The 23,792-nt window shown below is 45.8% G+C and carries 17 protein-coding genes; 11 read left to right on the forward strand and 6 right to left on the reverse strand.

The genetic code is table 11. From position 1 onward, the window contains the following. Nucleotides 1-18 precede the first annotated feature (18 nt). The 6 genes from ACUNWA_RS10270 to ACUNWA_RS10295 all read left to right on the forward strand — a co-directional run bounded on the left by ACUNWA_RS10270 (nucleotide 19) and on the right by ACUNWA_RS10295 (nucleotide 8,985). A complete protein-coding gene (locus tag ACUNWA_RS10270) occupies nucleotides 19-1,548 on the forward strand; it encodes a RagB/SusD family nutrient uptake outer membrane protein (protein ID WP_445591816.1) in 1,530 nt (509 codons plus the stop codon). Between the two features lie 20 nt (nucleotides 1,549-1,568). Beyond that, the gene (locus ACUNWA_RS10275; protein WP_445591817.1) at nucleotides 1,569-3,347 is read left to right on the forward strand and encodes a PKD domain-containing protein; all 1,779 of its coding nucleotides are present in this window, start codon (nucleotides 1,569-1,571) and stop codon (nucleotides 3,345-3,347) included. Between the two features lie 72 nt (nucleotides 3,348-3,419). Next, nucleotides 3,420-5,669: a glycoside hydrolase family 3 N-terminal domain-containing protein gene (locus tag ACUNWA_RS10280; RefSeq protein ID WP_445591818.1), complete on the forward strand. Its 2,250-nt coding sequence runs from the start codon at nucleotides 3,420-3,422 to the stop codon at nucleotides 5,667-5,669. 15 nt (nucleotides 5,670-5,684) lie between these two features. Beyond that, entirely contained in the window at nucleotides 5,685-6,515 is an 831-nt protein-coding gene (locus ACUNWA_RS10285; RefSeq protein WP_445591819.1) for a glycoside hydrolase family 16 protein, read from the forward strand. Between the two features lie 11 nt (nucleotides 6,516-6,526). Further along, entirely contained in the window at nucleotides 6,527-8,296 is a 1,770-nt protein-coding gene (locus ACUNWA_RS10290) for a family 16 glycosylhydrolase (protein WP_445591820.1), read from the forward strand. Between the two features lie 59 nt (nucleotides 8,297-8,355). Beyond that, nucleotides 8,356-8,985: an HAD family hydrolase gene (locus tag ACUNWA_RS10295; protein ID WP_445591821.1), complete on the forward strand. Its 630-nt coding sequence runs from the start codon at nucleotides 8,356-8,358 to the stop codon at nucleotides 8,983-8,985. Here the strand turns inward: ACUNWA_RS10295 and ispG are convergent. Continuing rightward, entirely contained in the window at nucleotides 8,982-10,844 is a 1,863-nt protein-coding gene (gene ispG, locus ACUNWA_RS10300) for a (E)-4-hydroxy-3-methylbut-2-enyl-diphosphate synthase (RefSeq protein WP_445591822.1), read from the reverse strand. The two genes, ACUNWA_RS10295 and ispG, sit on opposite strands and share 4 nt — an antisense overlap. Before the next feature lie 303 nt (nucleotides 10,845-11,147). Here ispG and gldA point away from each other — a divergent pair, with 303 nt between their 5' ends. Further along, nucleotides 11,148-12,062, forward strand: coding sequence for a gliding motility-associated ABC transporter ATP-binding subunit GldA (gene gldA, locus ACUNWA_RS10305; RefSeq protein WP_445591823.1), 915 nt, complete (start codon nucleotides 11,148-11,150; stop codon nucleotides 12,060-12,062). A 13-nt stretch (nucleotides 12,063-12,075) separates the two neighbouring features. Continuing rightward, on the forward strand, nucleotides 12,076-13,077 hold the full coding sequence (locus ACUNWA_RS10310) for a glycosyltransferase family 2 protein (protein WP_445591824.1): 1,002 nt from the start codon (nucleotides 12,076-12,078) through the stop codon (nucleotides 13,075-13,077). A 22-nt stretch (nucleotides 13,078-13,099) separates the two neighbouring features. On the opposite strand, the gene ACUNWA_RS10315 is transcribed toward ACUNWA_RS10310, so the two are convergent. The 4 genes from ACUNWA_RS10315 to ACUNWA_RS10330 form a co-directional block, all read right to left on the reverse strand. Further along, entirely contained in the window at nucleotides 13,100-13,483 is a 384-nt protein-coding gene (locus ACUNWA_RS10315; RefSeq protein WP_445591825.1) for a lipocalin family protein, read from the reverse strand. A gap of 98 nt (nucleotides 13,484-13,581) precedes the next feature. After that, complete coding sequence (locus ACUNWA_RS10320; RefSeq protein WP_445591826.1) at nucleotides 13,582-15,615, reverse strand: tetratricopeptide repeat-containing sensor histidine kinase; 2,034 nt, start codon at nucleotides 15,613-15,615, stop codon at nucleotides 13,582-13,584. Nucleotides 15,616-15,825: 210 nt separating this feature from the next. Next, nucleotides 15,826-18,456 (reverse strand): glycosyl hydrolase, encoded by a 2,631-nt coding sequence (locus ACUNWA_RS10325; protein WP_445591827.1) that lies wholly within the window; start codon nucleotides 18,454-18,456, stop codon nucleotides 15,826-15,828. 137 nt (nucleotides 18,457-18,593) lie between these two features. Continuing rightward, the gene (locus ACUNWA_RS10330) at nucleotides 18,594-19,574 is read right to left on the reverse strand and encodes an NAD(P)-dependent alcohol dehydrogenase (RefSeq protein WP_445591828.1); all 981 of its coding nucleotides are present in this window, start codon (nucleotides 19,572-19,574) and stop codon (nucleotides 18,594-18,596) included. A 226-nt stretch (nucleotides 19,575-19,800) separates the two neighbouring features. On the opposite strand from ACUNWA_RS10330, the gene ACUNWA_RS10335 reads away from it, so the two are divergent. The 3 genes from ACUNWA_RS10335 to metK all read left to right on the forward strand — a co-directional run bounded on the left by ACUNWA_RS10335 (nucleotide 19,801) and on the right by metK (nucleotide 22,279). Continuing rightward, entirely contained in the window at nucleotides 19,801-20,073 is a 273-nt protein-coding gene (locus ACUNWA_RS10335) for a DUF493 family protein (protein ID WP_445591829.1), read from the forward strand. A gap of 96 nt (nucleotides 20,074-20,169) precedes the next feature. Further along, complete coding sequence (locus ACUNWA_RS10340) at nucleotides 20,170-20,673, forward strand: hypothetical protein (RefSeq protein WP_445591830.1); 504 nt, start codon at nucleotides 20,170-20,172, stop codon at nucleotides 20,671-20,673. Nucleotides 20,674-21,025: 352 nt separating this feature from the next. After that, on the forward strand, nucleotides 21,026-22,279 hold the full coding sequence (gene metK, locus ACUNWA_RS10345) for a methionine adenosyltransferase (protein WP_445591831.1): 1,254 nt from the start codon (nucleotides 21,026-21,028) through the stop codon (nucleotides 22,277-22,279). 234 nt (nucleotides 22,280-22,513) lie between these two features. Here the strand turns inward: metK and ACUNWA_RS10350 are convergent. Beyond that, nucleotides 22,514-23,691, reverse strand: a protein-coding gene (locus ACUNWA_RS10350; protein WP_445591832.1) for an IS3 family transposase whose coding sequence is annotated in 2 segments (ribosomal slippage) — nucleotides 22,514-23,433 and nucleotides 23,433-23,691 — 1,179 coding nt in all. Because the reading frame shifts where the segments join, the coding sequence is not laid out codon by codon here. Nucleotides 23,692-23,792: the final 101 nt, after the last annotated feature.

Genomic DNA, 23,792 nt, shown 5'->3' on the forward strand with positions numbered 1-23,792 from the left:
ATAAAAACAGAAGAAGTTATGAATAAATATATTAAAGCAATAGTTTTTATTGCCATATTAGGATTTACATCGTGTACGGATGACTTCCTTACAAACTATCCTACTGCTTCGCAGGAATCAGGGGGGACGGCAACGGAAGGAGCTATTTTATCAAACTTAGGTTCCTGCTATCAAGTTCTGCTGTTCGATAGTTATGCAAACCAAAACTACAATAGTGTCGTTTTGATGTCTGACCTTCGCTCGGATGATATCTTTAAAGGTGGTGGTGACGCTGGTGACCAGGGACAATTGTATCGCTTGTCGCAGCTGGATGCTACTCCGGACGAATTACCCGAAGGCCTTTGGACGATTTACTATAACGCGCTAGCTCGTTGTAATAATGCCATTTCGGCCTGCGAGAATGCAGTAGGCGTTGATGAAACCCGCCTGGCTCAATACAATGCCGAAGCGCATTTCTTACGTGCCTATTACATGCATTGGTTGTGGAAATTCTGGGGTAATATTCCTTATTTCGAAGAAGATCTGGAAGAACCTTATTTTGCACGTCAATATACGGCTGATGAAATTTACGCCGAGATTATTGAAGATATCAACTTCGCGTTGGACGGTGACAAGCTGCCCATGGGTGTTACAGGTGCTAAAGAAGGCCGGGCAACTAAAGCTGCTGCTATGCTGCTGAAAGCCCGCGTAGTGATGTATCAAAACGATGAGTCAAAGTACGCTGAAGTATTAGCCGACATGAACGAAATCTATGAAAGTGGCGCCTACAGCTTGGTTGACTTCGCATCGATCTGGACTCGTGAAGGTGAGTTTGGTGCTGAATCTATTTTCGAGACGAATCACCTTCCTGGCGAATATGGCGGAAAAACCTGGGATGATGGTTGGACTGGCTTTGGAACCAATTTACCCGCTTTTATCTCTCCTAACGGATTGAGTGGAGCAGACCAGCTAAGTGGCTTGTCGGTTTACCAGGGTGGCTGGGGTTTCGGGCCCGTACGTCCTGAACTAGTTGATATTTTTGAAGATGGCGATGAGCGACTGAATGCTTCCATCAACCATTTCGCTGATGGAGCTTATACGGCACGTTTTCAGAATACCGGTTATTTTATGGCCAAATATGCTGCTCGCAAAGGCTATAATGAGCCACCGGGCGATGTTGACCTGAACTACGAAAACAACCTGCGGATCTTCCGTTATGCTGAGGTCTTGCTGAATGCCGCTGAATTAATCGTTATTCATGGCGTGGCTCCTGTGGGACAGTTGACGGCCGAAGTGGCTATCAATGAAATCAGAGATCGGGCTGGTTTGGATCCTGCAGCACCAAGTGCGGAATTAGTTAAGCTTGAAAGGCGTCGTGAGTTTCTGGGTGAAGGCATGCGCTTCTGGGATCTGGTTCGCTGGGGTGAAGGTAGTACCTTAACGGAGAACCTTCCTGAATATTCTTCCAACCGTACGTGGGCACCTAGTAAAAAGTACCTGCCGATTCCTCAGTCAGAAATCGATAAAACGGAAGGGGAATTCAAGCTGGTTCAAAATGATGGTTATTAATTGTTAAAATCGAAAAAACTATGAAAAATATATTTAAAATAGGCTTGCTAATGTCCATGTTGGCAATGCTATTCACCGCTTGCGAACCGCAAGAATTTGACTCGGGCGATGCCAGAGAAAGTTATCCTCCTTCAGAGGAAGAGGTAACGGCAAATGTCAGCCAGGGAAGTGATGCGTACCATTTCGAAATGGTTAGCAATGCTGGCGTTTCTGGTATTCATCTGATAAAATGGGATTTAGGAAATGGGAGTGTTGCTGAAGGAAAAGAAGTTGTGGCTTATTACCCGCTTCCAGGTACTTACGATGTGACGCTTACCATTACAACCAATACGGGAGCATTTACTCAGAAAGTCGTTACTCAGATTGTTCAGGAAGAAACGGACTACTCTATTTTTACCAGCGAAAAGTTTATTTTCCTGAGTGGTGGCGTTGATGACCTGGATGGAAAAACCTGGGTGTTGGATAGTTTAGCTCAGGGGCACCTGGGAGTTGGAGCTCCTGGAACTGTTGGTCTGGGATATTGGAGTGCTCCGCCATTGGCAAAGCAGGGTGTTGGTGAGTTGTACGATGATGAAATCAATTTTAGCATTACCGGATTTGCAGCTACGCTAACCAATAATGGTAAGAGTTATGTGAAAGATTTTATTGCGAATAGTCCTGGGTACTCCAATGGCTATGAGGATGATACCGATTATGTTGTTGACTTCACACCAGCTCTGGGAAGCTGGTTTATTGAAGATCGGGATGGAAAATCATTCCTGACCCTCTCGGGTACAAGCCGGATGTTCCCAATTTTCGATGTGGATGCTGCGAATGGGTCATATGAAATCTTGAAGCTGGAGGAAAACCTGATGGAGCTTGTTGCTTTAGGAGGCGATGGCAATGCATGGCATTACCAGTTTATTCCAAAAGGTTATGTGAAACCTTCGATTACTGCCGAGATTTTGGTAACTGATATTTCTGCAACTGAGGTTAATACCTATGAGGCTTCGTTGACTAATTTGGATATTCCTGCAGGACAAGCGATCAGTGGGGTGACTTTCGACTTTGGAGATGGCGAGACTTTGGTGGCTGATAGTTATACTGATGTGGTTTCGCATACTTACATGCGTGCCGGAACGTTCATGATCAGTGCAGTTGTAAGCACATCGATTGGAGACTTGACTCTTTCTGAAACCGTTACTGTTAATGCAAATCATCCGGATTATGTCCCATTCTTATTGGATGAAATGGTGATGTACAATGACTTCAGCGAAGTGGCTATGGCTCCGGTAGTTGGCGAAGATTGCTCAGTGGTTAGCATGGCGAATCCTGAGCGTATTTATCCAAACCGAAGTGCCAGTGTTGCGATGTATTCCAAAACAGATAACCAATGGGCGAATGCCAATATGAAGTTACCTTCCGGATATCGTTTTGACCTGAGATCAATCTCAACCTTCAGAATCATGGTTTATGGAAATGCCGGTGATGTGGTTCTGTTGAAATTGGAAAATACAGATATGGGCGGAAATGCTTGGCAAACAGGTGTGGAGCTTACTTATACTATTCAGAATGACAATACCTGGGAAGTGGCTGAGTATGATTTCTCAGGAGCAGCAACCGCTGATTTATCATGGGATGCGGGATTGGCACCATTGATGGCAAGTGATGTTACGACTGACGATCGTTATAGCCACGATTATTATGATATTGTTCGGATCATGCTGAATGCAGGAACCGGAGAAGGTACTCACGAATTCTATTTTGATGAATTGGCTGGCCCTCACGTCGAGGGGATTAAGTCGGCACAAATCAACTAATTACAATTTGAATCTTAATTAGAACCTGCCTGCCCTTCTTGGGGCAGGTTAGGTTTCTTACACGCTATAAACATGAAAACAATCTCCTTATTTTTAATCGGACTGCTCCTGCTAACCGGAGCCAGTGCAGCAGTTTCTGCAGAAAAGAAAGAACAAACAGATAGCAGGATAAAGGAACTGATCTCCAAAATGACCCTGGAGGAAAAATTGGGACAGATGTCGCAGTTTGACCCCGGACAGTTAGGAGGCCCGGAGAATGCTAAACAGGCTATTAAAGATGGGAAAGTTGGTTCTATTTTAAATTTGGTAGGTGCCAGTGCCGTTAATGACTTGCAAAAGGTAGCTGTTGAAGAAAGCCGACTGGGCATTCCCCTGATTATTGCCCGTGATGTGATCCACGGTTATCAAACGATTATGCCAATTCCATTAGGACTGGCAGCGAGCTGGAATGCAGAAGTGGCAGAAGATGCCATGGCTGTAGCTGCGGCAGAGGCAGCCTCCGAAGGAATTCACTGGACTTTTGCCCCGATGATTGATGTATCGCGCGACCCTCGCTGGGGGCGTATCGCCGAGAGCTGTGGCGAAGACACTTACCTTACGTCTGTGATGGCCAAGGCTATGGTCAAAGGTTTTCAAGGTGATGACCTGAGCAATCCGAAAACCATTGCTGCTTGTGCGAAGCACTTCGTTGGCTATGGCGCAGCCGAAGGTGGACGCGATTACAATACCACATTAATTCCGGAAGTACAACTTCGGAACGATTATTTACCTCCTTTTAAAGCTGCTGCCGATGCAGGCGTGGCGACCTTCATGTCGGCTTTCAACGATTTGAACGGAGTTCCCACCAGTGGGAATGAATTTACGCTGAAGCAGATTTTACGCCAAGAGTGGGGTTACAATGGAATGGTGGTCAGTGACTGGGCATCCATTGCCGAAATGATTCCTCATGGCTATGCTGCTAATAAGAAAGAAGCCGCAGAAAGAGCGTTAACGGCTGGTGTTGATATGGAAATGGCCAGCGACTGTTATGTTGGAAATGTACAAGCCTTATTGGATGAAGGAAAAATTGACATGGCGACCATTGATCGCTATGTGACTAATATCTTGCGTTTGAAATTTGAATTGGGCTTGTTCGAGCGTCCTTATACGGATGAAGCGTTGGCTGAAAAAACAATTCTGACCGAGAAACACAAAGAAATTGCCCAGCAAGCAGCAAGCGAAAGCTTTGTTTTGCTTCAAAATAAAAATGAAATACTACCTCTATCTAACGAAATTAGCTCGGTAGCCGTAATTGGTCCATTGGCCGATTCACCACACGACCAGATGGGAACCTGGGTGTTTGATGGTAAAAAAGAAAACTCGGTGACACCGCTTACGGCATTGACTGAAAAGCTTGGAGATGCTAAAGTCAACTTTGCTAAAGGATTGAAGATTAGTCGGACCAAGTCGACGGAAGGATTCGCGGAAGCCGTTGAAGCAGCTGAAAAGTCCGATGTTGTGTTACTCTTTCTTGGTGAAGAATCGATCCTTTCGGGCGAAGCCCATAGCTTGGCAAATCTGAATCTGCAAGGCCGTCAAACCGAATTGCTGGAAGCGGTTAAAGCGACTGGGAGACCTGTTGTGTTGGTTATTATGGCCGGACGCCAGTTGACCATTGAGCGCGAGTTGAAGCTGGCCGATGCCGTTTTATACACTTGGCATCCGGGAACCATGGGGGGGCCTGCCATTGCTGATATGTTGTTTGGCGAAACCGTTCCATCCGGGAAATTGCCGGTTACCTTCCCAAAAACAGTCGGCCAAATCCCCATCTATTACAATCATAAAAACACCGGACGTCCGGCAGACTATGAGCAATGGACTGACATAAATAAAATTCCGGCCGAAGCCACTCAGCATTCACTGGGTAATACCTCTCATTACTTGGATGCCGGTTTTGAGCCTCTTTTGCCTTTTGGCTTTGGCTTAAGCTATAGCTCGTTTGCTTATTCGAATCTGGAATTGTCGTCTAACACCATGGGGGCTGAAGGAGCTATTGAAGTTTCTGTCGATCTGAAGAATACCGGAAAATATGAAGCCGCTGAAGTGGTTCAGCTGTATATCCGCGATCGCTTTGGAAGTGTAACCCGCCCGGTAAAACAGCTGAAAGGTTATAAAAAGATCACCCTTAAGCCCGGAGAAACACAAAAAGTAAGCATTGTGTTGAAGGCGAAAGATCTGGAGTTCTTTAACGGCAAAGACTATGTTGTTGAGGCCGGCGATTTCGATGTTTGGATGGGAACCAATTCGAAAGAAGGTTTGCATGCTGAATTTTCAATCAACTAATCAGCCAAAAAACCGATGATGAAACGAACGGATTTATCCACAATCGTTCTACTTTTTGTGGTGATCGTCAGCATTTCCTGTCAAAACACAAAAACGAATAGAGAAGATGCCTATTCGGACTATGAGCTGGTGTGGTCCGATGAGTTTGATTACGAGGGATTGCCCGATTCGAGTAAATGGAGCTACGACACCGAGGGGAACGAGTGGGGCTGGGGAAATGACGAAGAACAATATTACACCAGGAGGCGATTGGCCAATTCGGAAGTAAAGAACGGGAAGTTACATATTACCGCTATTAACGAGATTTATAAGGGGCACAAATTCACTTCGGCCCGCCTGATAACCAAAGGAAAGGGTGACTGGCTTTATGGGAGGATTGAGGTTTGTGCCAAGCTTCCGGAGGGACGTGGGTTTTGGCCGGCAATCTGGATGCTTCCCACGGACTGGGAATATGGCAATTGGCCGGCCAGTGGTGAAATCGATATCATGGAAAATGTGGGGTACATGCCCGACACCATTCTGGCTACGGCGCACACCCAAGCATACAACCATAAGATTGGAACCCAGCGTTCAGACACAATCGTTGTTCCATCCTGTTATAATGAGTTTCACCTGTACCAGTTGGAGTGGGAGCCCGATCAGTACAAGGTTTTTGTTGATGGAGAGCATTTTTTCACCTTCAAAAACGAAGGAACAGGACCGAATGAGTGGCCCTATGACAAGCGCTTTCACCTTTTACTCAATGTGGCTGTGGGTGGTACCTGGGGAGGAGCCCATGGAATTGCGCCCGATATCTTTCCGAGGTCGATGGAGGTGGACTACGTCAGGGTGTATCAAAAGAAATAAAAACGTATCCCATGAAATACTTCATTCCTGTATTCCTGCTCTTTTTTTTGGGGTTGAGTACACCATTAAAGGCACAACAAGATTGTGAAAACCTGGTGTGGTCTGATGAATTCAGTACTGATGGAGCTCCTTCGGAAGAAAGATGGGGCTATGATACTGGAGGTGGAGGCTGGGGCAACAATGAATTACAGACCTATACCAACACTCGCGCCAATAGCTGGGTTGAAAACGGCAACTTGTACATAAAAGCCATCAAGTCTAGTAATAATTGGACTTCAGCCCGATTGATCACCAAAGGGAAAGGTGATTGGCTTTATGGTAGGATTGAAGTGCGGGCCAAGTTGCCATTGGGTAAAGGAACCTGGCCAGCGATATGGATGTTACCAACCGATTGGGAATATGGTGGCTGGCCGGCCAGTGGTGAAATCGACATCATGGAGCATGTGGGCTACGATCCGGGCGTGGTGCACGGAACCATCCATACCGAGGCGTATAATCACGGTATTGGTACACAAAAGGGCGGGAGCATCACCATTGACGATGCCATGGCTAACTTCCATGTTTATGCCATGGAGTGGACCGATGAGACCATGCGCTGGTATGTGGATGATGAATTGTATTTCACCTTTAACAATGAAAATAAAACCTATAAAGAGTGGCCATTCGACAAACGGTTTCACTTATTACTCAATATTGCCATTGGGGGGAATTGGGGCGGTGCTGAGGGCATCGATCCAAACCTGACGGAAGCCACGATGACCGTTGATTATGTCCGGGTGTATGCCAATAAATTGCCTCAGCCGGTTGTTCAGGGATCAAACTTAAATTCGATGAACGACGAGGTAAGCTATTCTGTTGATGCCGTTGAGGCAGCACAGTATAATTGGCTGTTGCCTGAAGGAGTAACTCTGCTAAGTGGTGAAGGAACTTCAAGCATTACGGTACAATGGAATGATGCTCCTGGCGATATTCAAGTGGAAGTATCTACCGCTTGCGATGCGGTCGTGTCGAATGTTTTTCATGTCGATTACCTTATCAAGCCCAATTCCGATCGTTTTGATGTTGCTCCGGTTAATGAGGCTCAGGAGTTGCTCTGGCAAGCGAATGCAGGCACTGATAACAGTTTGGTTTTAGCGGAAGCAGATGGTGTCTTGCTTGTTGATTTTGATATTGCCGATCCCTCACAAAACGCTTACTTTTCCTATAATTTTAACGGATTGATTGACTTGACAGCCCACAATGAGTTGGCGTTAGACCTGAAAGTTGATCCGGCAAATCCTCCCTCCAATCTGCGTTTTGATTTGGTCGATGTCAATGGAAATGTGGAACTGGTCGATTTGTTTAAGATGGAATCTTTTGGGTCGGATGACAGCTTTCATTTTCACTATCATCATTTTTCGTCCAAAGCCGATGGTTCTTTTTTGCTGGGAAAGATTGCCCAGATCAGGATCTATGTCAACTACGGAATATTTGGAAAAACGGGTAGCGGGCGGCTTCAGATTCAAAACTTGCGCTTACAGGCTGCAACCAGCACGGCTGTTGATGATCCGTTAATACAGTCCGAGTTAAAGGTTTATCCTAATCCGGCACAGCAGTTTGTCAATATTGATTCAAGCGAGGCGTTGAGTATGATACAGCTTTTTTCTATGAGCGGACAGCTATTGGTTTCAAAATCAGGATTGAAGGGTAAAAACTACCAGCTGGACTTGAGTGGTCTGAAGGCCGGAGTGTATCTGTTGAAAGTCAATCAATTGAAAACGGAGCTTATCTCGATCCACTAATCGGGAGAAAGCGGGACTGGCTATTTCCTGTTCGACAAACAATCCTTAATTTTGCCGTCATGAAAAAGATTCCTCAAGATGTAAGCAATATTATTTTTGATTTAGGTGGTGTGTTGCTGGATATCGACTCGCAGCGCTCCATCAACGCGTTTGAGTCGTTGGGATTGATCAATGCAATCGACTCAGGGGGATGGGGCTACCAGCACGAAGTTTTTCTGAACATGGAGAAAGGGCTGCTTACGGATGAGCAGTTTCGTGATGGCATTCGGGAACTACTGCCGGAGCCTGCAACTGATGAAGCGATTGATAAGGCGTGGTGCGCTATGATTATTGACTTTTCAGAGGATCGGATTAGCTTGCTTCATGAGTTGAAGACGACTTATAAACTCTATCTCTTTTCCAATACTAACAACATTCATCTGAATCATTTTCAGGCCATGTTTCAGCAACGATTTGGCTTTCCAATTTCGAACTTGTTTGTGAATGATTACTATTCTCATGTGCTCAATCACCGCAAGCCAAGCCTGGAATCGTTTCAGACCGTACTGAATGATGCCGGTTTAAATCCTCAGGAAACTTTGTTTATCGACGATTCGAAAGAGAATACCCTTGGTGCTCAAAAGGCAGGGATGCATGCCGTTCACTTTACCATGAAGCAAAGCCTGCATGCGCTTTTTGGACGGAATTAGTTGTCTTCAGGATCATTCCAGTCCCCACTATCCCTGATGAGCGTTTCAAGCTCATAAACGGCGTTTTCAAAGGGGATATGACGTTTCTTAAGCGTTTGCCCTTTATAGAGGTTCACCTTGCCCGGACCAGCTCCAACAAAGCCATAATCCACATCACCCATTTCGCCGGGACCATTCACCACGCAGCCCATCACTCCAATTTTAAGGTGGCTCAGATGCTTGAAATGCGCCTTGATGTTTTTCGTGGTTTCATGCAGGTCGAAAAGTGTGCGACCACAGCCGGGGCACGAGATAAACTCGGTTTTGGTTACCCGCATACGGCTAGCCTGTAGAACTGAGAAGCTCAGATTTTTCAGGTCTGAAAAGGTGATGTTGTCCCCATTATTAGTGATGCATAAACCATCGCCATAGCCATCGAGCAATAAACCGCCCAAATCGACAGAAGCTTTGATTTGAAGATCATCCAGACTACGCTCATTGTATTTGCGGTAAATGATGACCGGCACCTTCCAGATGTGTGTTTCCAGATTCATAAAAAACGCGCGCAATTCGGCCAAAGGGTTCTTGTTGAAGCTTTCCAGTATCAAAACTGTCTTCCGTGTTTGCTTCAGCTTGGTAATGATCTCCGGGTTTTCAGCCATGAAGCGATCGAACTCCGGCTTGTTGGTTCGGATAAATTTCATTTGTCCCCAATGCGAACCGCCAAACAGGTATTCATCAATGGAGAGTATCGGGTAGGAGTTGCCTTCCAGATCGAAAACTTCGTCATTCTTCAGGAAGTACTCCGGAATTTGTTTTCCACGCAGTGGTAAAATCTCGGCCATGCTACGGTCGCGCAGGTCGGCCAGTACAACCGGAACTTGTTTGTCGCCCATATTCATAACAGGTCGAACCGAACGTCGTTCGTATTCAAACGGATTGGTTTGAGCGAAAAGGGGCGCTTTTATTGGCTCGTGTCCCTGGTAGGACGTCACGTGGTTGATAATTTTTTGTGCTACCGGAATTTCAGCATCCGGCGATTCGGTGAGCGAAACTCGGATGGTATCGCCAATACCGTCAACCATAAGTGCGCCGATTCCTACGGCAGACTTGATGCGTGCATCTTCACCTTCGCCGGCTTCGGTTACTCCCAAATGCAGTGGAAACTTCATATCTTCCAGGCGCATTTTTTTATTCAGAAGTCGAACGGTGTAAACCATCATGCGGGTGTTGCTCGACTTGATGGAGATGACCACATTGTTGTAATTGACTTTCTTGCAGATACGCAAAAATTCCATCACCGACTCTGAGATTCCCGCTGGCGTATCGCCAAAACGACTCATGATCCGGTCGGACAAGGAACCTTGATTGGCTCCGATGCGCAGGGCCGTATTGGTTTTTTTCAAGACTTCGAGGAAAGGAATAAACTGTTCTTCAATCTTATTCAGCTCAGCCTTGTATTCTGCGTCTGTGTATAGGTGGTGCTCGAAACGAGCACGTTTGTCATAGAAGTTTCCAGGGTTGATTCGGATTTTAGAAATGTATTTGGCGGCAACTTCTGCCAGGCGTGGGTTAAAGTGAATATCTGCAATCAGCGGTGTTTCATAACCCCGGGCCACCAGCTCTTTCTTTATGTTTTTGAGGTTCTCTGCATCGTTGATTCCTTTAACGGTTACCCGAACATAGTCGGCGCCAGCCTTTATGATCTGGATAAGCTGTTCAACAGTTGCATCAGTATCTCGTGAGTCCGTGTCCGTCATCGACTGGATGCGAATTGGAAACTCACTTCCCATTGGCACTTTCCCAATCTGAACGGTTGACGTTGATTGACGTTGGTATTTTGTTAAATCCTTGATGTAATTAAAATTCCGATCTTTCATCTTCAGCCATGCATTTTTTGAGCGCCACAAAGTTAATTTAAAGTTAAGAAATAAAAAATCCCCAAGCCGAAATTCCTGCGCTCAATGAAAAGAATTTGGATAGAGTGCTTTCTAGTTGAGTGTCAATGGAATTATTGCTATCGAGATAAGCCTTTTTTCCTATTTGATAACTCGAATTTGAATGGCTGAAAGAAAAGAATTTTTTAGCGGTCAGGTATTAGCCCAAACTTAATTAATCGTGATTTGATCAACTTTCTGTTTTGCCCGAAATCACTTACTTTTGAGAGAACTAAGTTTGATGCAATGCCGATAAAAGTTGATAAGATATCTAAAGCTTACGGGGTGCAAAAAGCACTGGACGAGGTGAGTTTTCAGTTTGAAGAAGGGGAATTGGTTGGTTTCTTGGGGCCTAATGGTGCGGGAAAGTCTACCTTAATGAAAATTATGACTGGCTATTTAGCCGCTGATTCGGGTGAAGTGCTGTTGAATGGCGAGAAAATGACGCCGGAAAACTATTCCTTGCGGCAAAACATCGGCTACTTGCCCGAGCATAACCCCTTGTACACCGATTTGTATGTCAAAGAATTCCTGAACTTTGCTTCTGGGTTTTATCAGCTTCAAAACAAACAGCAAAAAATTGCTGATGTTATTGAAATGACTGGTTTAGGCTTGGAGCAGCACAAAAAGATAAGGGAGTTATCGAAAGGGTACCGGCAACGGGTGGGCTTGGCACAAGCCTTGATTCACGACCCATCGGTGTTGATTCTGGATGAGCCAACCACGGGGCTGGATCCCAATCAGCTGGATGAAATCCGGAACCTCATTCGTACCATCAGCCGCGAGAAAACCGTCCTGTTTTCCACCCATATCATGCAGGAGGTGGAGGCCATTTGCAATCGGGTGATCATCATCAATCGGGGGAAACTAATCACCGATGGTTCTGTTGATCTGGTTAGATCGGGGCAGCTGTTGAGTCGGCAGCAGGTGTTGGTGGAGCTTTCCACGGCCGTTAATCAAGAGAGCTGGAGAAGTTTACCCGGAGTTGAGGGGCTGCAAATCCTGTCCGAAAAAGTAGTACTACTGACGGCCTCGGATGATCGGGATTTGCGTCCAGCCATTTTTCGTTTTGCGGTCAATCAGGGGCTGATTATTCTGACGATGAATGAAAAGCAAGCTGGCCTGGAGCATGTTTTCCGTGAACTTACCCGAACGCTGTAGTTAGCTTTTTCTTATGAATCGAAGTATTGTTTCTGTTGTCCTTCCTTTTTATCAAGCCGAAAATACTCTCGAACGGGCTGTCAAATCCATCTTGAGTCAAACGTTTACTGATTTTGAGCTGTTGCTGGTGGATAACAATTCGATGGATAGAAGTGTTGAAATCGCTCGCCAGATGGCGCTTACGGATTCCCGTATTAAAGTATTTCACGAAAAAGAGCAGGGGGTGGTGTTTGCTATGAACCGTGGCATGCAGGAGGCTCGCGGTAAGTTCATTGCCCGGATGGATGCCGATGATGTGTCGCTGCCCGAACGACTGGAAAAGCAATTCCGTTTTTTGCAGCAACACCCGCAGTTTGGGCTGGTGGGCAGCCGGGTAAAGCATGTGTCGCCACTGCCATCAAAAGGGCTGGAGCGATTTGTGAAATGGGTCAACTCGTTTCATACCTCCGATGAAATATTTCAGAACCGCTTGGTTGAAATCCCGATTATTCAACCTACCGTGATGTTTCGTGCGGAGTTGGTTGGGCAATATGGAGCCTACCGGGAGGGTGATTTTCCGGAAGATTATGAGCTGTTTCTGCGCTGGCTTGATGCTGGTGTTCTGTTTTACCAACTTCCTGAATTGCTGCACGAGTGGCATGACTCAGAAACCCGCCTCACCCGAACCGATGAGCGATACAGTCCTCACGCATTCTACAAAACCAAAGCGTACTATTTTGCCCGGTGGTTTTTACGAACACATCCGCAGCTCGAAATATGGGTGTGGGGAGCCGGACGGAAATCGCGACAGCGAGCTCGATTGCTTGAAGAACAGGGGGTGACGATTAGAGGCTACTACGATTTGAACGCAAATAAAACAGCAGAGAGACTCTGTCGTTCGTATGTCGATATTCCTGAGCCCGGCCGTCAATTTATCCTATCGATGGTGGGTAATCATGGTGCACGCGACCAAATTGAGAGTTACCTGAAAAACAGGCATTATCAGCCAGGCACCGATTTCCTGCTCATGGCCTGAGTTGAACAATTAGCTGTGAAATTTAGCGCTGACGTCCATAGGCCAATTCCAGATTGCCCCGTTTGATGATCAGCGAGTCGGCTGTTTTTTTCTGAATAAGAAGCGTATCAGTAAAATCAATCGTTTGACCATTGCCAATACTTTTGCCTGTGAGCATAAGCTGCTTGCCTTTACTGCTCCAGCTTTCGTACTGCAAGGTGCTCATGTTGATTGATGAAGCTTTTCCGTCAGCATCCAGCTTGAATCCTTGCATTTTTGTTTCCTGCCCGGGAATTGGTTGCGTCCACGATCCGGTAAGCTGATTTTTGGGAGTACTGCATGCTGCAAGTAGCAATAGAACCGCTGCCGAAAAAATATGCAAGAATGTGCGGGTGTGCTTTGATGTGTTTTTTGATTCTTTATTCATGTCCATTTCTTGGATTGGTCTGCAAAGATAATAAGCTTGTTCTATTTTGTTGAAAATGGGTTGTAATGGGAGGTATAGTTGGAAGTCTTGTACCCTGATTATTGGGGTGGTTTACTTTTCTGTTCATCGAATGCCGGCAAGGTAAAGGTGAATTTAGTGCCTTTGCCAGGTTCGCTTTTAAGCCATATTCTCCCCTTGTTTTTTTCAACAAACTCTTTGGTCAGAATCAGTCCCAAGCCTGTTCCTTGTTCGTTTTCTGTTCCTTGTTGCGACACCATTTGGCTAATATCGAATAGTTTGTCGCTGGTCTTTTTACTCATTCCGATGCCGTTGTCGGTAACCGAAATTTCAATGTTGTGTTCGTTTCTTATCGTTTCTACCAGTACCGTTCCTTCCGGATTGGTGTATTTAATCGCATTGGAAACCAGGTTTCTCAGAATACTTGCTACTGATTTTTCATCGGCATAGGCTAGAGTGTCCTCCTGTATTTTACGTGTCAGGGTGATGTTTTTTTGGTTGGCATTGGTCTCCAGCAGATCGGTCACGCTCATTGCAATTTGATGCACGTCAACTTTCTCAAACCGGTACTGCATGGTTGCCGTTTGAACTTGTGCCCATTGCAGCAGGCTTTCTAACAGGGCATAAAGATTTGACGTCGAATCCTTCATGGCATGTAGGAACTTTTTGATGGTGCCTGTGGGGAGCTCATCGAAATTGGAGACCAGCAGATCGGTGGTTCCGAGGAACCCATTAAACGGACTTTTCAGGTCGTGGGCAATGATGGTGAAAAACTTGTCTTTATCGGCATTGGCTTTGCGAAGTTCCATTTCTGATTTTTCAAGCTTAACACTTAATCGTTTCAATGAAATGCGACTTCTGGCTACAATCGCTAAAACCAGCAAGATAAGCACCCCACCGGTAATCAAAATGTAGCTGACCATTTTTTGTTGGCGAATGGTTATTTGTTGTAGCTCGTTGTTGGTTCTTAAAATCTGGTTTTCCTTTTCCTGTTGCTCAGTAAAGTATTTGATTTGTAAATCGTTGAATTTCGTTAGTTTTTCGGCATTAAACAGACTGTCTTTCAATGTTGCTGCCTGTTTGTAATAGTCTAGCGCTGATGTAGTCCGACCTTCTTTCTCAGCCATTTTCGATAAAACAAACAGGTTATCACGGATTACGCCAGCATAATTTTTTTCTTCCGACAGTTTCAGACTTTTTTGAGTGTAGTAGCGAGCTGAATCCAGCTGATTGAGACGTAGGTAGTTGTGCCCCAGATGATGCTCTGCAATAGCAATCCGGTTGAGGTTATTCATGTGTATTCCGTATTGCACGGCCTGACGGTAGTGGTATTGGGCTGAATCCAGCTGATTCATTTTGCTGTAAACACTTGCAATGTTCACCGAGACAAACGAATAGGAGGGGATGCCTCCATCTTTTTCTGTGAGTATATCAATGGCTTGGTGATAGCTTTTAAGCGCCTTTCCCAATTCATTCGTATTCTCATAGCAATTGCCAATATTGGCATACGAATAAGCAATGGAACTCATGGCTCTTATTTCAGTAGCCATTTTCAAGGCCTTGTAGTGAAGTTCATAGGCTTTGTCATACAAACCCCAATCCTGATAAACCAGGCCAATGTTATTCATTACTTTCGATACGCCGGCAGTATCTTTAATGGCTTCGCGGATGGCGAGTGCTTTTTGATAATTGCTGAGGGCATCAATGGTGTTTCCCAAGCCCCAATTAACCACTGCAATGTTGTTGTGTACCTTGCCTAGCCACAAACTGTCGTTTAGTTGCGAAAAGAGGGTGTAGGCTTGGTTGAAGTGGTTGATGGCTTCCTGGAAGTTTCCAAGCTGCCAGTTGAAAAGGCCGATCCGGTCTAATAAGTGAGCTCTTTGGAATGAATCTTTCTCAAACTCCAGTGCTGAAGTATAATAGTAAACTGATTTATTCTTCTCCAAGGAAGACTGCGCCAGCTTTTTCAGAAGTTCTGCTTTGGCTGAATCTCCTGAAGTATTCGCCAATAGCAGATCAAGGCTTTCCCCATCGGTGTTTTTAGCTAGTCCGGCGTTAAATGAAAGGAAAAAGATAACCAGAAAAAGTAACCGCGTATTATTCGTTTTTATCATTAAGTTAGATTCTCATCCAGATAGAAGTGATAATCTTTGAGCAGGCTAATATAACTAATTATTGTGTGATAATAGTAGTAGGATAAGGTCCTTTAAATTCTAAATAGGGAAGCGGAAGCTAAGCGAGGCGAACTGTTTGTTTTTGCCTTTTAGATTAGCTAGTGGTTGGCGCTGTCGAAGGTGGATTTAGAAGATGAGATTCCTGGACTTTTAAAACGCTCTCAGTATAACCGGGCCAAGTAAGCCTGCATCTTTAATTTTCCAATTAGACGCATCAAATGGTTGATAGTGAATATCTACGAAGTTGATGTCATGAAACTTACGCCAGATAATTTCCCGGCAATCCAGATCGCGGATACGGTTTGCAGCCACGTTGGTCACTTCAACCTGCAGGGTGTTTTTCCCGGGCATCAGGTTGTCTACTTTCACCTTGTATACGGGGCCCAGCAAAGTTCCAAAGTCTTTCCCGTTAAGGATTACCCGGGCACAATCTTTCACAAGTCCCAAGTCCAGCAAAGCCTCTTTCTCAGTTTGGTAGCGGTTAAACTGGGTGGTGTAGCGCACTGTTCCGGCAAAGCGACGGGTTTCCATGTCGCCCATTTTAGTCCACGACAGCAGTTCGTCGGTTTGCAGGTTGCCGGGGAATACGGGGCCGCCCTCAATAAACTCAACCTTCCAGAGCGAACCGGCTTCAAGGGGCATCTGATCGGAATTTTCATAGCGATAATCCGGCGCCTTCGCCTTATTATTGGAACAGCTGATAAACAAGGCTTGCTCTGATTCGAGTTGAATCCGGACCGAATCTCCTTTTTGTCCGGGGAGCGTAATCTCGCCGTTCATCGGATTCATAAAAGCATAGGATTGGGCATAAGCGTTCAAGCTAACCCAGGCATCTTTCTGATCAGTGGTAGTATTGACAATCCAATACAAATCATCATGGCCTAGCTTCATTTTTCGATAATGAAATCCGTTTTCAGTCAGCGAAACTTCTCCCCGAATACCGGACTCGGTAAGCAATTGCAGCACTTCCCCGCTTGTTTTTTCGGGAGAAAGGGCTGACTGCAGTTTCCTCAATTGCTGCTCCCGCTCGTGAAGGTTGGCCAGGCCGGGAACACTTTTCGGCAAGCTTTCATCAAAAAATACCTTTCCACCACTTGCCACCAACTGCACCAGTTGCTGCATGGTTTCCACAGGCATATAAGCCGTTTTGGGAACTACCACGGCTTTATACCGGGCTTTGCCTTCCGTAACGATTTCACCATCCTGAATCCCGCAGTTAAGCAATTGCTTGTCGGAAATGTAGTCGAAACTGTATCCGGCCCTGGTCAGTTTTTCGGAAAGCCTGGCCAGTGGAAAGTCGCTAAACCAGGAGGCCTGATCACCTTTATCAATGTTCAGGTTGTTGAAAAGCCGTCCTTCACTGGCTGTAACGTCAAAATAAGGCCAATACACCAGCAGGTCATTTTGCGGACTGGCTTGCTGAAGCAGGCTCTGAGAACGTTCGATGTATTGAAACAAGGCAGGCAGTTCGCGCCACAAAGGGTTGCGGTTGTTCACCTGGGTAGAGGCATAGAATAACCATCCGGGCCATGGGGCATCAGCCGGCGAATAGCAGGTGCCGTGAAAAAACAGGTGGTTTACGCCAGCCAGAAAAAGTCGGTTGGTTGCCCGCACCATGTCTGAAGTACTGACTGTCCAGTGCTCATTAAGCCAGGTGAAGCTTTCTGCTGAAACCAGCTTCTGACCGGTAACATGGGCGGCCGAAGACGCAAATTTATTGACAAAAATACGAACCGTACCCGGCTCAATTGTTTTGAAAATCTCTGTTTCGGGAATGTCGCAGGCAGCATACAAATCCAGTATGTTTCCGGGCGAACCGTGAGCCTGGTTGCGGTTCATACTTTCATGGCTGTTGGCCCAGTCGGTCATGGGTTGGATAAAGGATTCCAGCACCAAGTCGGACAGTGTTTGCCGATAATCTGATTTGACACGGGCAACCAGCTCTTTGTCGGGATAGTCGTCGGTTAGCACGTGCAGGTATTGCGCCAGGTCGTAACCTCTTCTTTTGCGGAATTCCTTAGTGAAGTAGGGGGTAAAGTCACCGGTATATTCAAACGAATCGTGAAAGAAGCAACGAAGCAAACCTTCGTCAATCCCCAGTTTTTTCCAGAATTCATTGAAATACCAGTTCGAAATTGTTTGGTCAAAAGTATCAATTGCCCAACCTTCACCACCCTGCGAAGGACGTTTTACTTTGTCTTTGTTTTTCTGGCGTAGCGCCATGTAAACGGTGCCGTTTTGAGGTGCGGTAAATTGCCCGGCAGCATTCAGTACCGTTGTTTCTCCGTTGGAATTGACAAAGGACGCGGCAGCTATCTGACCGGATAGCTTGTTTGGAGCTTGCCACTTTTCACCTTCACGCAGTTCGGTTCGCTGTATTTCCAACGACCACAAGCCCTTTTTTTCGGGAACAAACGGACCTCCGCAGCGCCAGCCACTTCCGGGAGGAAGGTCAACACCCATTCCTAACCCGTGGGCTTGGTTGACGGTGTAGCGAATTAGGTCTGAAAATTCGGGGGAAAGGAATTCAATAAACCGATGTTCTTCCCCTTTCACCCCGTAGATGGGGGTTATTTCAACCCCACCAATTCCTGCATGGGCCATTTCCTGCAACTCGCGTGTGATGTTTTCCTGGTCAACCGCGTTGCCCATCCACCACCAACGTGTCCATGGTTTTGATTCGCGGTTTGGCGTGGGCCAAGAAATTTGCTGGGCTGAGCCGGAAATGAAAAGGCATACGAAAACCAGGGGTTGCAGAAATCGTGAAAGGGAAGTTTGCATGGTGTTTGATTAAATATTTGGCACAGTAAGTTTACAAAGTTTTTGTGAAGGATGAATTCCTGAAGAGCTTTTATTTCTTCCACACAATTGGGGGCGAAAGCAAGTATAGCAGCGGGGGAGGCTTGCCGGGCTTTGGGTTAAACAACAATGGCTACATTGCCTTTTTTATGCCCTTGGTCGACATAGGTGTGCGCCTGAGCAATTTGTTCCAGCGCGTAGGTCCGGTCAATGACTGGTTTTACTTGGCCGGTTTCCAGCAGTTCTTTCAGCAGAAGCAGGTCTTTAGCTCTTTCTTTAGGTGGTCTTAAGCCTGTGGCAGCTATTTTTACTTTTTGTTTTCCAATGAGCGAAGTCCATAGTACGTTTGGAAGAACACTCAGACCAATAGCTACTTCCAGAAAGACACCGTTCGGAGTCAGTACTTTCTTAACTTGGGGAAAGCGGATTTTCCCAACTGCATCCAGTATGATATCGTAGGTTTCCCCGTTTTGCGTAAAATCTTCTACGGAATAGTCAATTGCCTTATCTGCTCCAAGCGATTTAACCAACTCAATATTGGTGCTGCTGCAAACAGCCGTTACTTCAGTGCCGAAGTATTTGGCCAACTGAACGGCCGAAGAACCAACACTGCCGGAAGCCCCGTAAATCAGCACGCGTTGGCCTTGTTTGATTTTGCCAGTATCGCGGAGAAACGGCAGAGCCGTTAAAAAGCCATCCACACTGGCGGCGGCTTTTTCAGGACTAATCCCGGCCGGTTTTGGGGCCAGGACCCCGTCCTCGGGGAGACAAATGTATTCCGCATTGGCCCCAAATTCAGGCCCTGCCGTTCCAAATACCAGGTCGCCCTTTTTAAAACGTTGGACATCTTGGCCTACTGCTTCAATTTCACCCGCCAGCTCTTCTCCCAGCCGGTTGATTTTGGGTTTCACAAGTCCGGTAAACAGCCGGGTCGTGAGTGGTTTGCCTTGGCGGAAGTAGCACTCGGTGGTTGTTACCGTGGTGGCCTGTATTTTTACCAGCACCTCATGGGCTTTCGGGCTTGGCTTTTCTACCTCTACGAGTTCCAGCACTTCTGGTCGTCCGTATCTTTTATAGGCTATGGCTTTCATTTTTTCCATTTTTTAGATTTTCTTTGGTGAATTTCCCGAAGCTTGGATTTCACCTGTCAGTTTGCCGTTAAATTTGTTGCTTTTAAGTAGCTAACGTTTTAGGCAATAAAAGGTTGCCGCGAGATGTGATTCCTCCCGGAAGCTTATGTTGAAGCCGGGGACTGGCAGCTATTCAGGTTCGAAGGGACAAACAAAAAGCGCAGCAGATGCGTTGCACCTTATGAAGGAGATTATTATGGAGAGAGATAAATATAAAAATTTGCGGTACCAGTTGATGGAGAGCGAAACCTGGCCGTTGGAATACATGTTTAAGTTCATTACCCCAAACAAAGATGGCAATGTGGAGCAAATTAAGGCCTTGTTGCCTGAGCATGGCAAAATTTCCTACAAGCATACTTCCAACCTTACGCATGTGGCCATTACTTGTGTGGCGACCATGCAAAATGCGGATGAGATTGTAGAGGTAACCGAGAAGGTTGGACAAATTGAAGGCGTGATCGTCCTGTAATTTACGATTTCAATTACGTGTGAAGATCCATGGTATTAAACATTTAATTAACTAGATTGCAAGCTAATTAATGAACCACATCTAATCCTTATGGACATGAAAATGCCTACACGAATTGCGTTTCCGCTTATTCTGGCGGGTTTAGTTTGCCTGATTCATTGTTCAACACCCGACAAAAGGGGAAAAGACAAGAATATTGAAAATACCTCGGAGGTTGCTCCAACACGGGAGGGGCATTTTACAGTTGTCGGAAAAATGAAGACCGTTGGCGATACGTTAAGCCATTCAGAAATGACGATTTATGATGGGACTGAGCCATCTGGTAACACAAGCGTGATTGATAACAACCAGTTTCGGATAGATTTTCAATTGAATAAAGCATACACGGTCGTTTTTTCGAAGCCTGGCTTCTCTGCCAAAAAAATTTCAATCAATACCCACATTCCGGATAGCGTCAGCAGTGTTTTTCCTGACTTTGAGGTTGTCGTGAGTTTAGATCAAGGGTCTAACAAGGATACAGTTGATCAACCCAAGCCTGTTGGGAAAATCTATTACAATGCGACGATCGATAATTTCGAAGCAGTGGTCTCGGGGGATTAATCTCCCCGGCCGGAAAATGAGTTTGCTGAAGGAAGTAACCTTATAATAAGGTTTTTAGGCTAACCGGTTACTTCTTGAATAATTAGTTTTTCCTTTCGTTTTAGGCCATCAACTGCTTCGTTGAACTTTTTGCTGATGCTCTGATTCTGATTATTTTGTATCCCAAAAAAAGATTGTACATTTGTGCCCATCATTGTGGATAAATTTGAGATTGATTGCAACCACATAAAAAAAATGCTAAAGCAATCGGCTTTAACTTTTCAATTTCCTTCAATCTCCTTTTTTACCGCTGATTTTAAGCCGACGCAATGAGTTTGTGTCAGGCAAAGTTGTTCATTTAATACACTTCGATATGAGTTATTTATTTACAAGCGAATCAGTATCCGAGGGGCATCCGGATAAAGTTTCTGATCAGATTTCAGATGCCTTGCTGGATGAGTTTCTGGCTTTTGACCCCAACTCTAAAGTGGCGATTGAAACTCTGGTAACAACCGGACAGGTGGTATTGGCCGGCGAGGTAAAATCGAAAACCTATGTAGATGTGCAGGAAGCTGCCCGTAAGGTGATTAATGAGATTGGCTATACCAAAGCTGCTTACCGTTTCGATGGGGACTCCTGCGGCGTATTGACGGCGATTCATGAACAAAGTCCCGACATCAACCGCGGGGTGGATAAAACCGATAAAATGGATCAGGGCGCCGGCGACCAAGGAATGATGTTTGGTTATGCCAGCAAGGAAACCGATGACTACATGCCGCTTCCTCTTGAATTATCGCACCGTATTTTGATGGAACTGGCGGTTATTCGTCGCGAAGGAAAGGAAATGACCTACTTGCGTCCGGATTCCAAGTCGCAGGTAACCATTGAATACAACGACGATCATAGCCCGAAACGTGTTGATACCATTGTGGTTTCAACGCAGCACGATGAGTTTGATGCCGATGAGCCCATGTTGGCAAAAATCAAGGAAGATGTCATTACGATTTTAATGCCACGGGTGATTGCTCAACTTCCTGAGCGCGTGAAAGCTTTGTTTGGCAGCGATATTATCTACCATGTAAACCCAACCGGAAAGTTTGTGATTGGTGGACCTCATGGCGATACCGGCTTGACCGGCCGTAAAATTATTGTGGACACCTATGGTGGAAAAGGAGCTCACGGTGGTGGTGCTTTCTCCGGGAAAGACCCTTCCAAAGTAGACCGTTCGGCCGCTTATGCAGCCCGTCACATTGCCAAAAACCTGGTGGCAGCTGGCGTGACCGATGAGGTGTTGGTTCAGCTGGCTTACGCAATTGGTGTGGCTCAGCCGGTAGGTTTGTTTATCGATACCTACGGAAAAGCCAACGTGAAGCTGGATGACGGACAAATTGCGAAAAAGGTACAGGAGATTTTCGACCTGCGCCCGGCAGCCATCGAAGAGCGCCTGAAACTTCGTAACCCGATTTACAGAGAAACAGCTGCTTACGGACACATGGGACGTACGCCTGCTGCGGTTACCAAAACATTTGATTCTCCTTATTTTGGTAAGGTTGAAAAGGAAGTGGAACTGTTTACCTGGGAAAAACTCGACTATGTCGATACCATCAAAGCAGCCTTCGATCTATAGGTCGAACAGCATAGCATAAAAGAAGAAGCCCGAAGATTTATCTCCGGGCTTCCTCTTTTAAAGGCCTTCAGCAAAGCCTTATTGCAGCAGGGGGCCTTTCCCCGGACTGTTGATGCAGCAATTGCTGAAACTATTTTTCCATCGCTGCCGCGCGATTGTGTTTTTACTCAGCGGGTGACTCGCAGTCACCCGCTGAGTGGATATGCAACAAAAAACTGTACGGCTAGTTAAGAGTTACGCTGCTATTCTTTGATTATTATTTAGTTGTTCAAATTCGTTTATTGTTTTGTACCCTAAAGCCGAATGCCTTCTTCGTTTGTTGTACCAGGTTTCGATCCACCGAAACAAGGATAATTGGGCTTGTTCCTGATCGAGAAAGCTCCGTTGATAGACCAACTCCACTTTTATCGTTTTAAAGAAGCTTTCGGCTACTGCATTGTCCCAGCAGTTACCTTTACGACTCATACTGCGGACAACCAGCTGCTCGCGTTCCAAAAGATTGGTGAAAGCATTGCAGGCATACTGGATACCACGGTCTGAATGAAAGATTAGTTCATTCGTAATCGGACGATTCTTTACGGCCATTCTCCATGCTGGGATACATGTTTCTTCAGCGCTCAAGCCCTTGCTCATGGCCCAGCCAATCACTTTACGATCAAACAAATCAATAATGACAGTCAAGTACATCCAGCCTTTGTTGGTTCTGATATAGGTAATATCGGAAACCCAAACTTTGGCAGGGGCAGAAACCGAAAAGTTCTGGTTTAACAGGTTGGGAGCGATCGGATAGTTGTGTCTGGAGTCGGTTGTCGCTTTGAACTTTCGTTTCCGCTTGGCTTGCAGTCCTGCAGCGTTCATAATTCGGGCCGTGCGAGAACGTGACACCTTGTGTCCTAAGGCGCGGAGTTCTTCGCTCATACGCGGGCTTCCATAGCTTTGACCACTATCCTGAAAAATCCGTTTAATTTCGACCAATAACTTTTGGTTTTCATTCCAACGGTTTGACTCTCCGTTCTGAAGCCAGTGGTAATAACCGCTTTTGCTTATTTTGAATACTTTACACATCATCCGGGTAGAAAACCGGTTGCGGTGATCGCTTATAAATTGGTAGATTTCCCATCGTTCACGGAGAAGATGCTGATTGCCTTTTTTAGGATATCGCGTTCCATTCTGGCTTCTCGAAGCTCTTTCTGTAAGCGGGCATTTTCTCGCTCCAAATCCGTCATCTTTGGATTCCCGTAACCTGGAAAACTATTGTCTTTATATTGACTAAATTCCTTACGCCACCGATAAAGTAATGCTCGGTCGATTCCCAGTTCATCTGCAATCTCGCTGGCATTCCCTCTCGCATAGGATAGCTCTATGGCTTTTTTATTAAATTCTTTGTCAAACTTCTTTCTCATAGGACTCATAATGTAGGTGAATAAAATAATACTTAACCTACCGTCCAATCAAATGTAGCAACTCCACCCCTCGTTTGAGCAATTGCGGAAACGAGGGGTAGGTGGGTAGG

The organism is Sunxiuqinia sp. sy24 (genome assembly GCF_052677165.1).

Coding starts and splice junctions, on each gene's coding strand:
- ACUNWA_RS10270 (WP_445591816.1), top strand. CDS start 19: ATGAATAAATATATTAAAGCAATAGTTTTTATTGCCATATTAGGATTT.
- ACUNWA_RS10275 (WP_445591817.1), top strand. CDS start 1,569: ATGAAAAATATATTTAAAATAGGCTTGCTAATGTCCATGTTGGCAATG.
- ACUNWA_RS10280 (WP_445591818.1), top strand. CDS start 3,420: ATGAAAACAATCTCCTTATTTTTAATCGGACTGCTCCTGCTAACCGGA.
- ACUNWA_RS10285 (WP_445591819.1), top strand. CDS start 5,685: ATGATGAAACGAACGGATTTATCCACAATCGTTCTACTTTTTGTGGTG.
- ACUNWA_RS10290 (WP_445591820.1), top strand. CDS start 6,527: ATGAAATACTTCATTCCTGTATTCCTGCTCTTTTTTTTGGGGTTGAGT.
- ACUNWA_RS10295 (WP_445591821.1), top strand. CDS start 8,356: ATGAAAAAGATTCCTCAAGATGTAAGCAATATTATTTTTGATTTAGGT.
- ispG (WP_445591822.1), bottom strand. CDS start 10,844: ATGAAAGATCGGAATTTTAATTACATCAAGGATTTAACAAAATACCAA.
- gldA (WP_445591823.1), top strand. CDS start 11,148: ATGCCGATAAAAGTTGATAAGATATCTAAAGCTTACGGGGTGCAAAAA.
- ACUNWA_RS10310 (WP_445591824.1), top strand. CDS start 12,076: ATGAATCGAAGTATTGTTTCTGTTGTCCTTCCTTTTTATCAAGCCGAA.
- ACUNWA_RS10315 (WP_445591825.1), bottom strand. CDS start 13,483: ATGAATAAAGAATCAAAAAACACATCAAAGCACACCCGCACATTCTTG.
- ACUNWA_RS10320 (WP_445591826.1), bottom strand. CDS start 15,615: ATGATAAAAACGAATAATACGCGGTTACTTTTTCTGGTTATCTTTTTC.
- ACUNWA_RS10325 (WP_445591827.1), bottom strand. CDS start 18,456: ATGCAAACTTCCCTTTCACGATTTCTGCAACCCCTGGTTTTCGTATGC.
- ACUNWA_RS10330 (WP_445591828.1), bottom strand. CDS start 19,574: ATGGAAAAAATGAAAGCCATAGCCTATAAAAGATACGGACGACCAGAA.
- ACUNWA_RS10335 (WP_445591829.1), top strand. CDS start 19,801: ATGGAGAGAGATAAATATAAAAATTTGCGGTACCAGTTGATGGAGAGC.
- ACUNWA_RS10340 (WP_445591830.1), top strand. CDS start 20,170: ATGAAAATGCCTACACGAATTGCGTTTCCGCTTATTCTGGCGGGTTTA.
- metK (WP_445591831.1), top strand. CDS start 21,026: ATGAGTTATTTATTTACAAGCGAATCAGTATCCGAGGGGCATCCGGAT.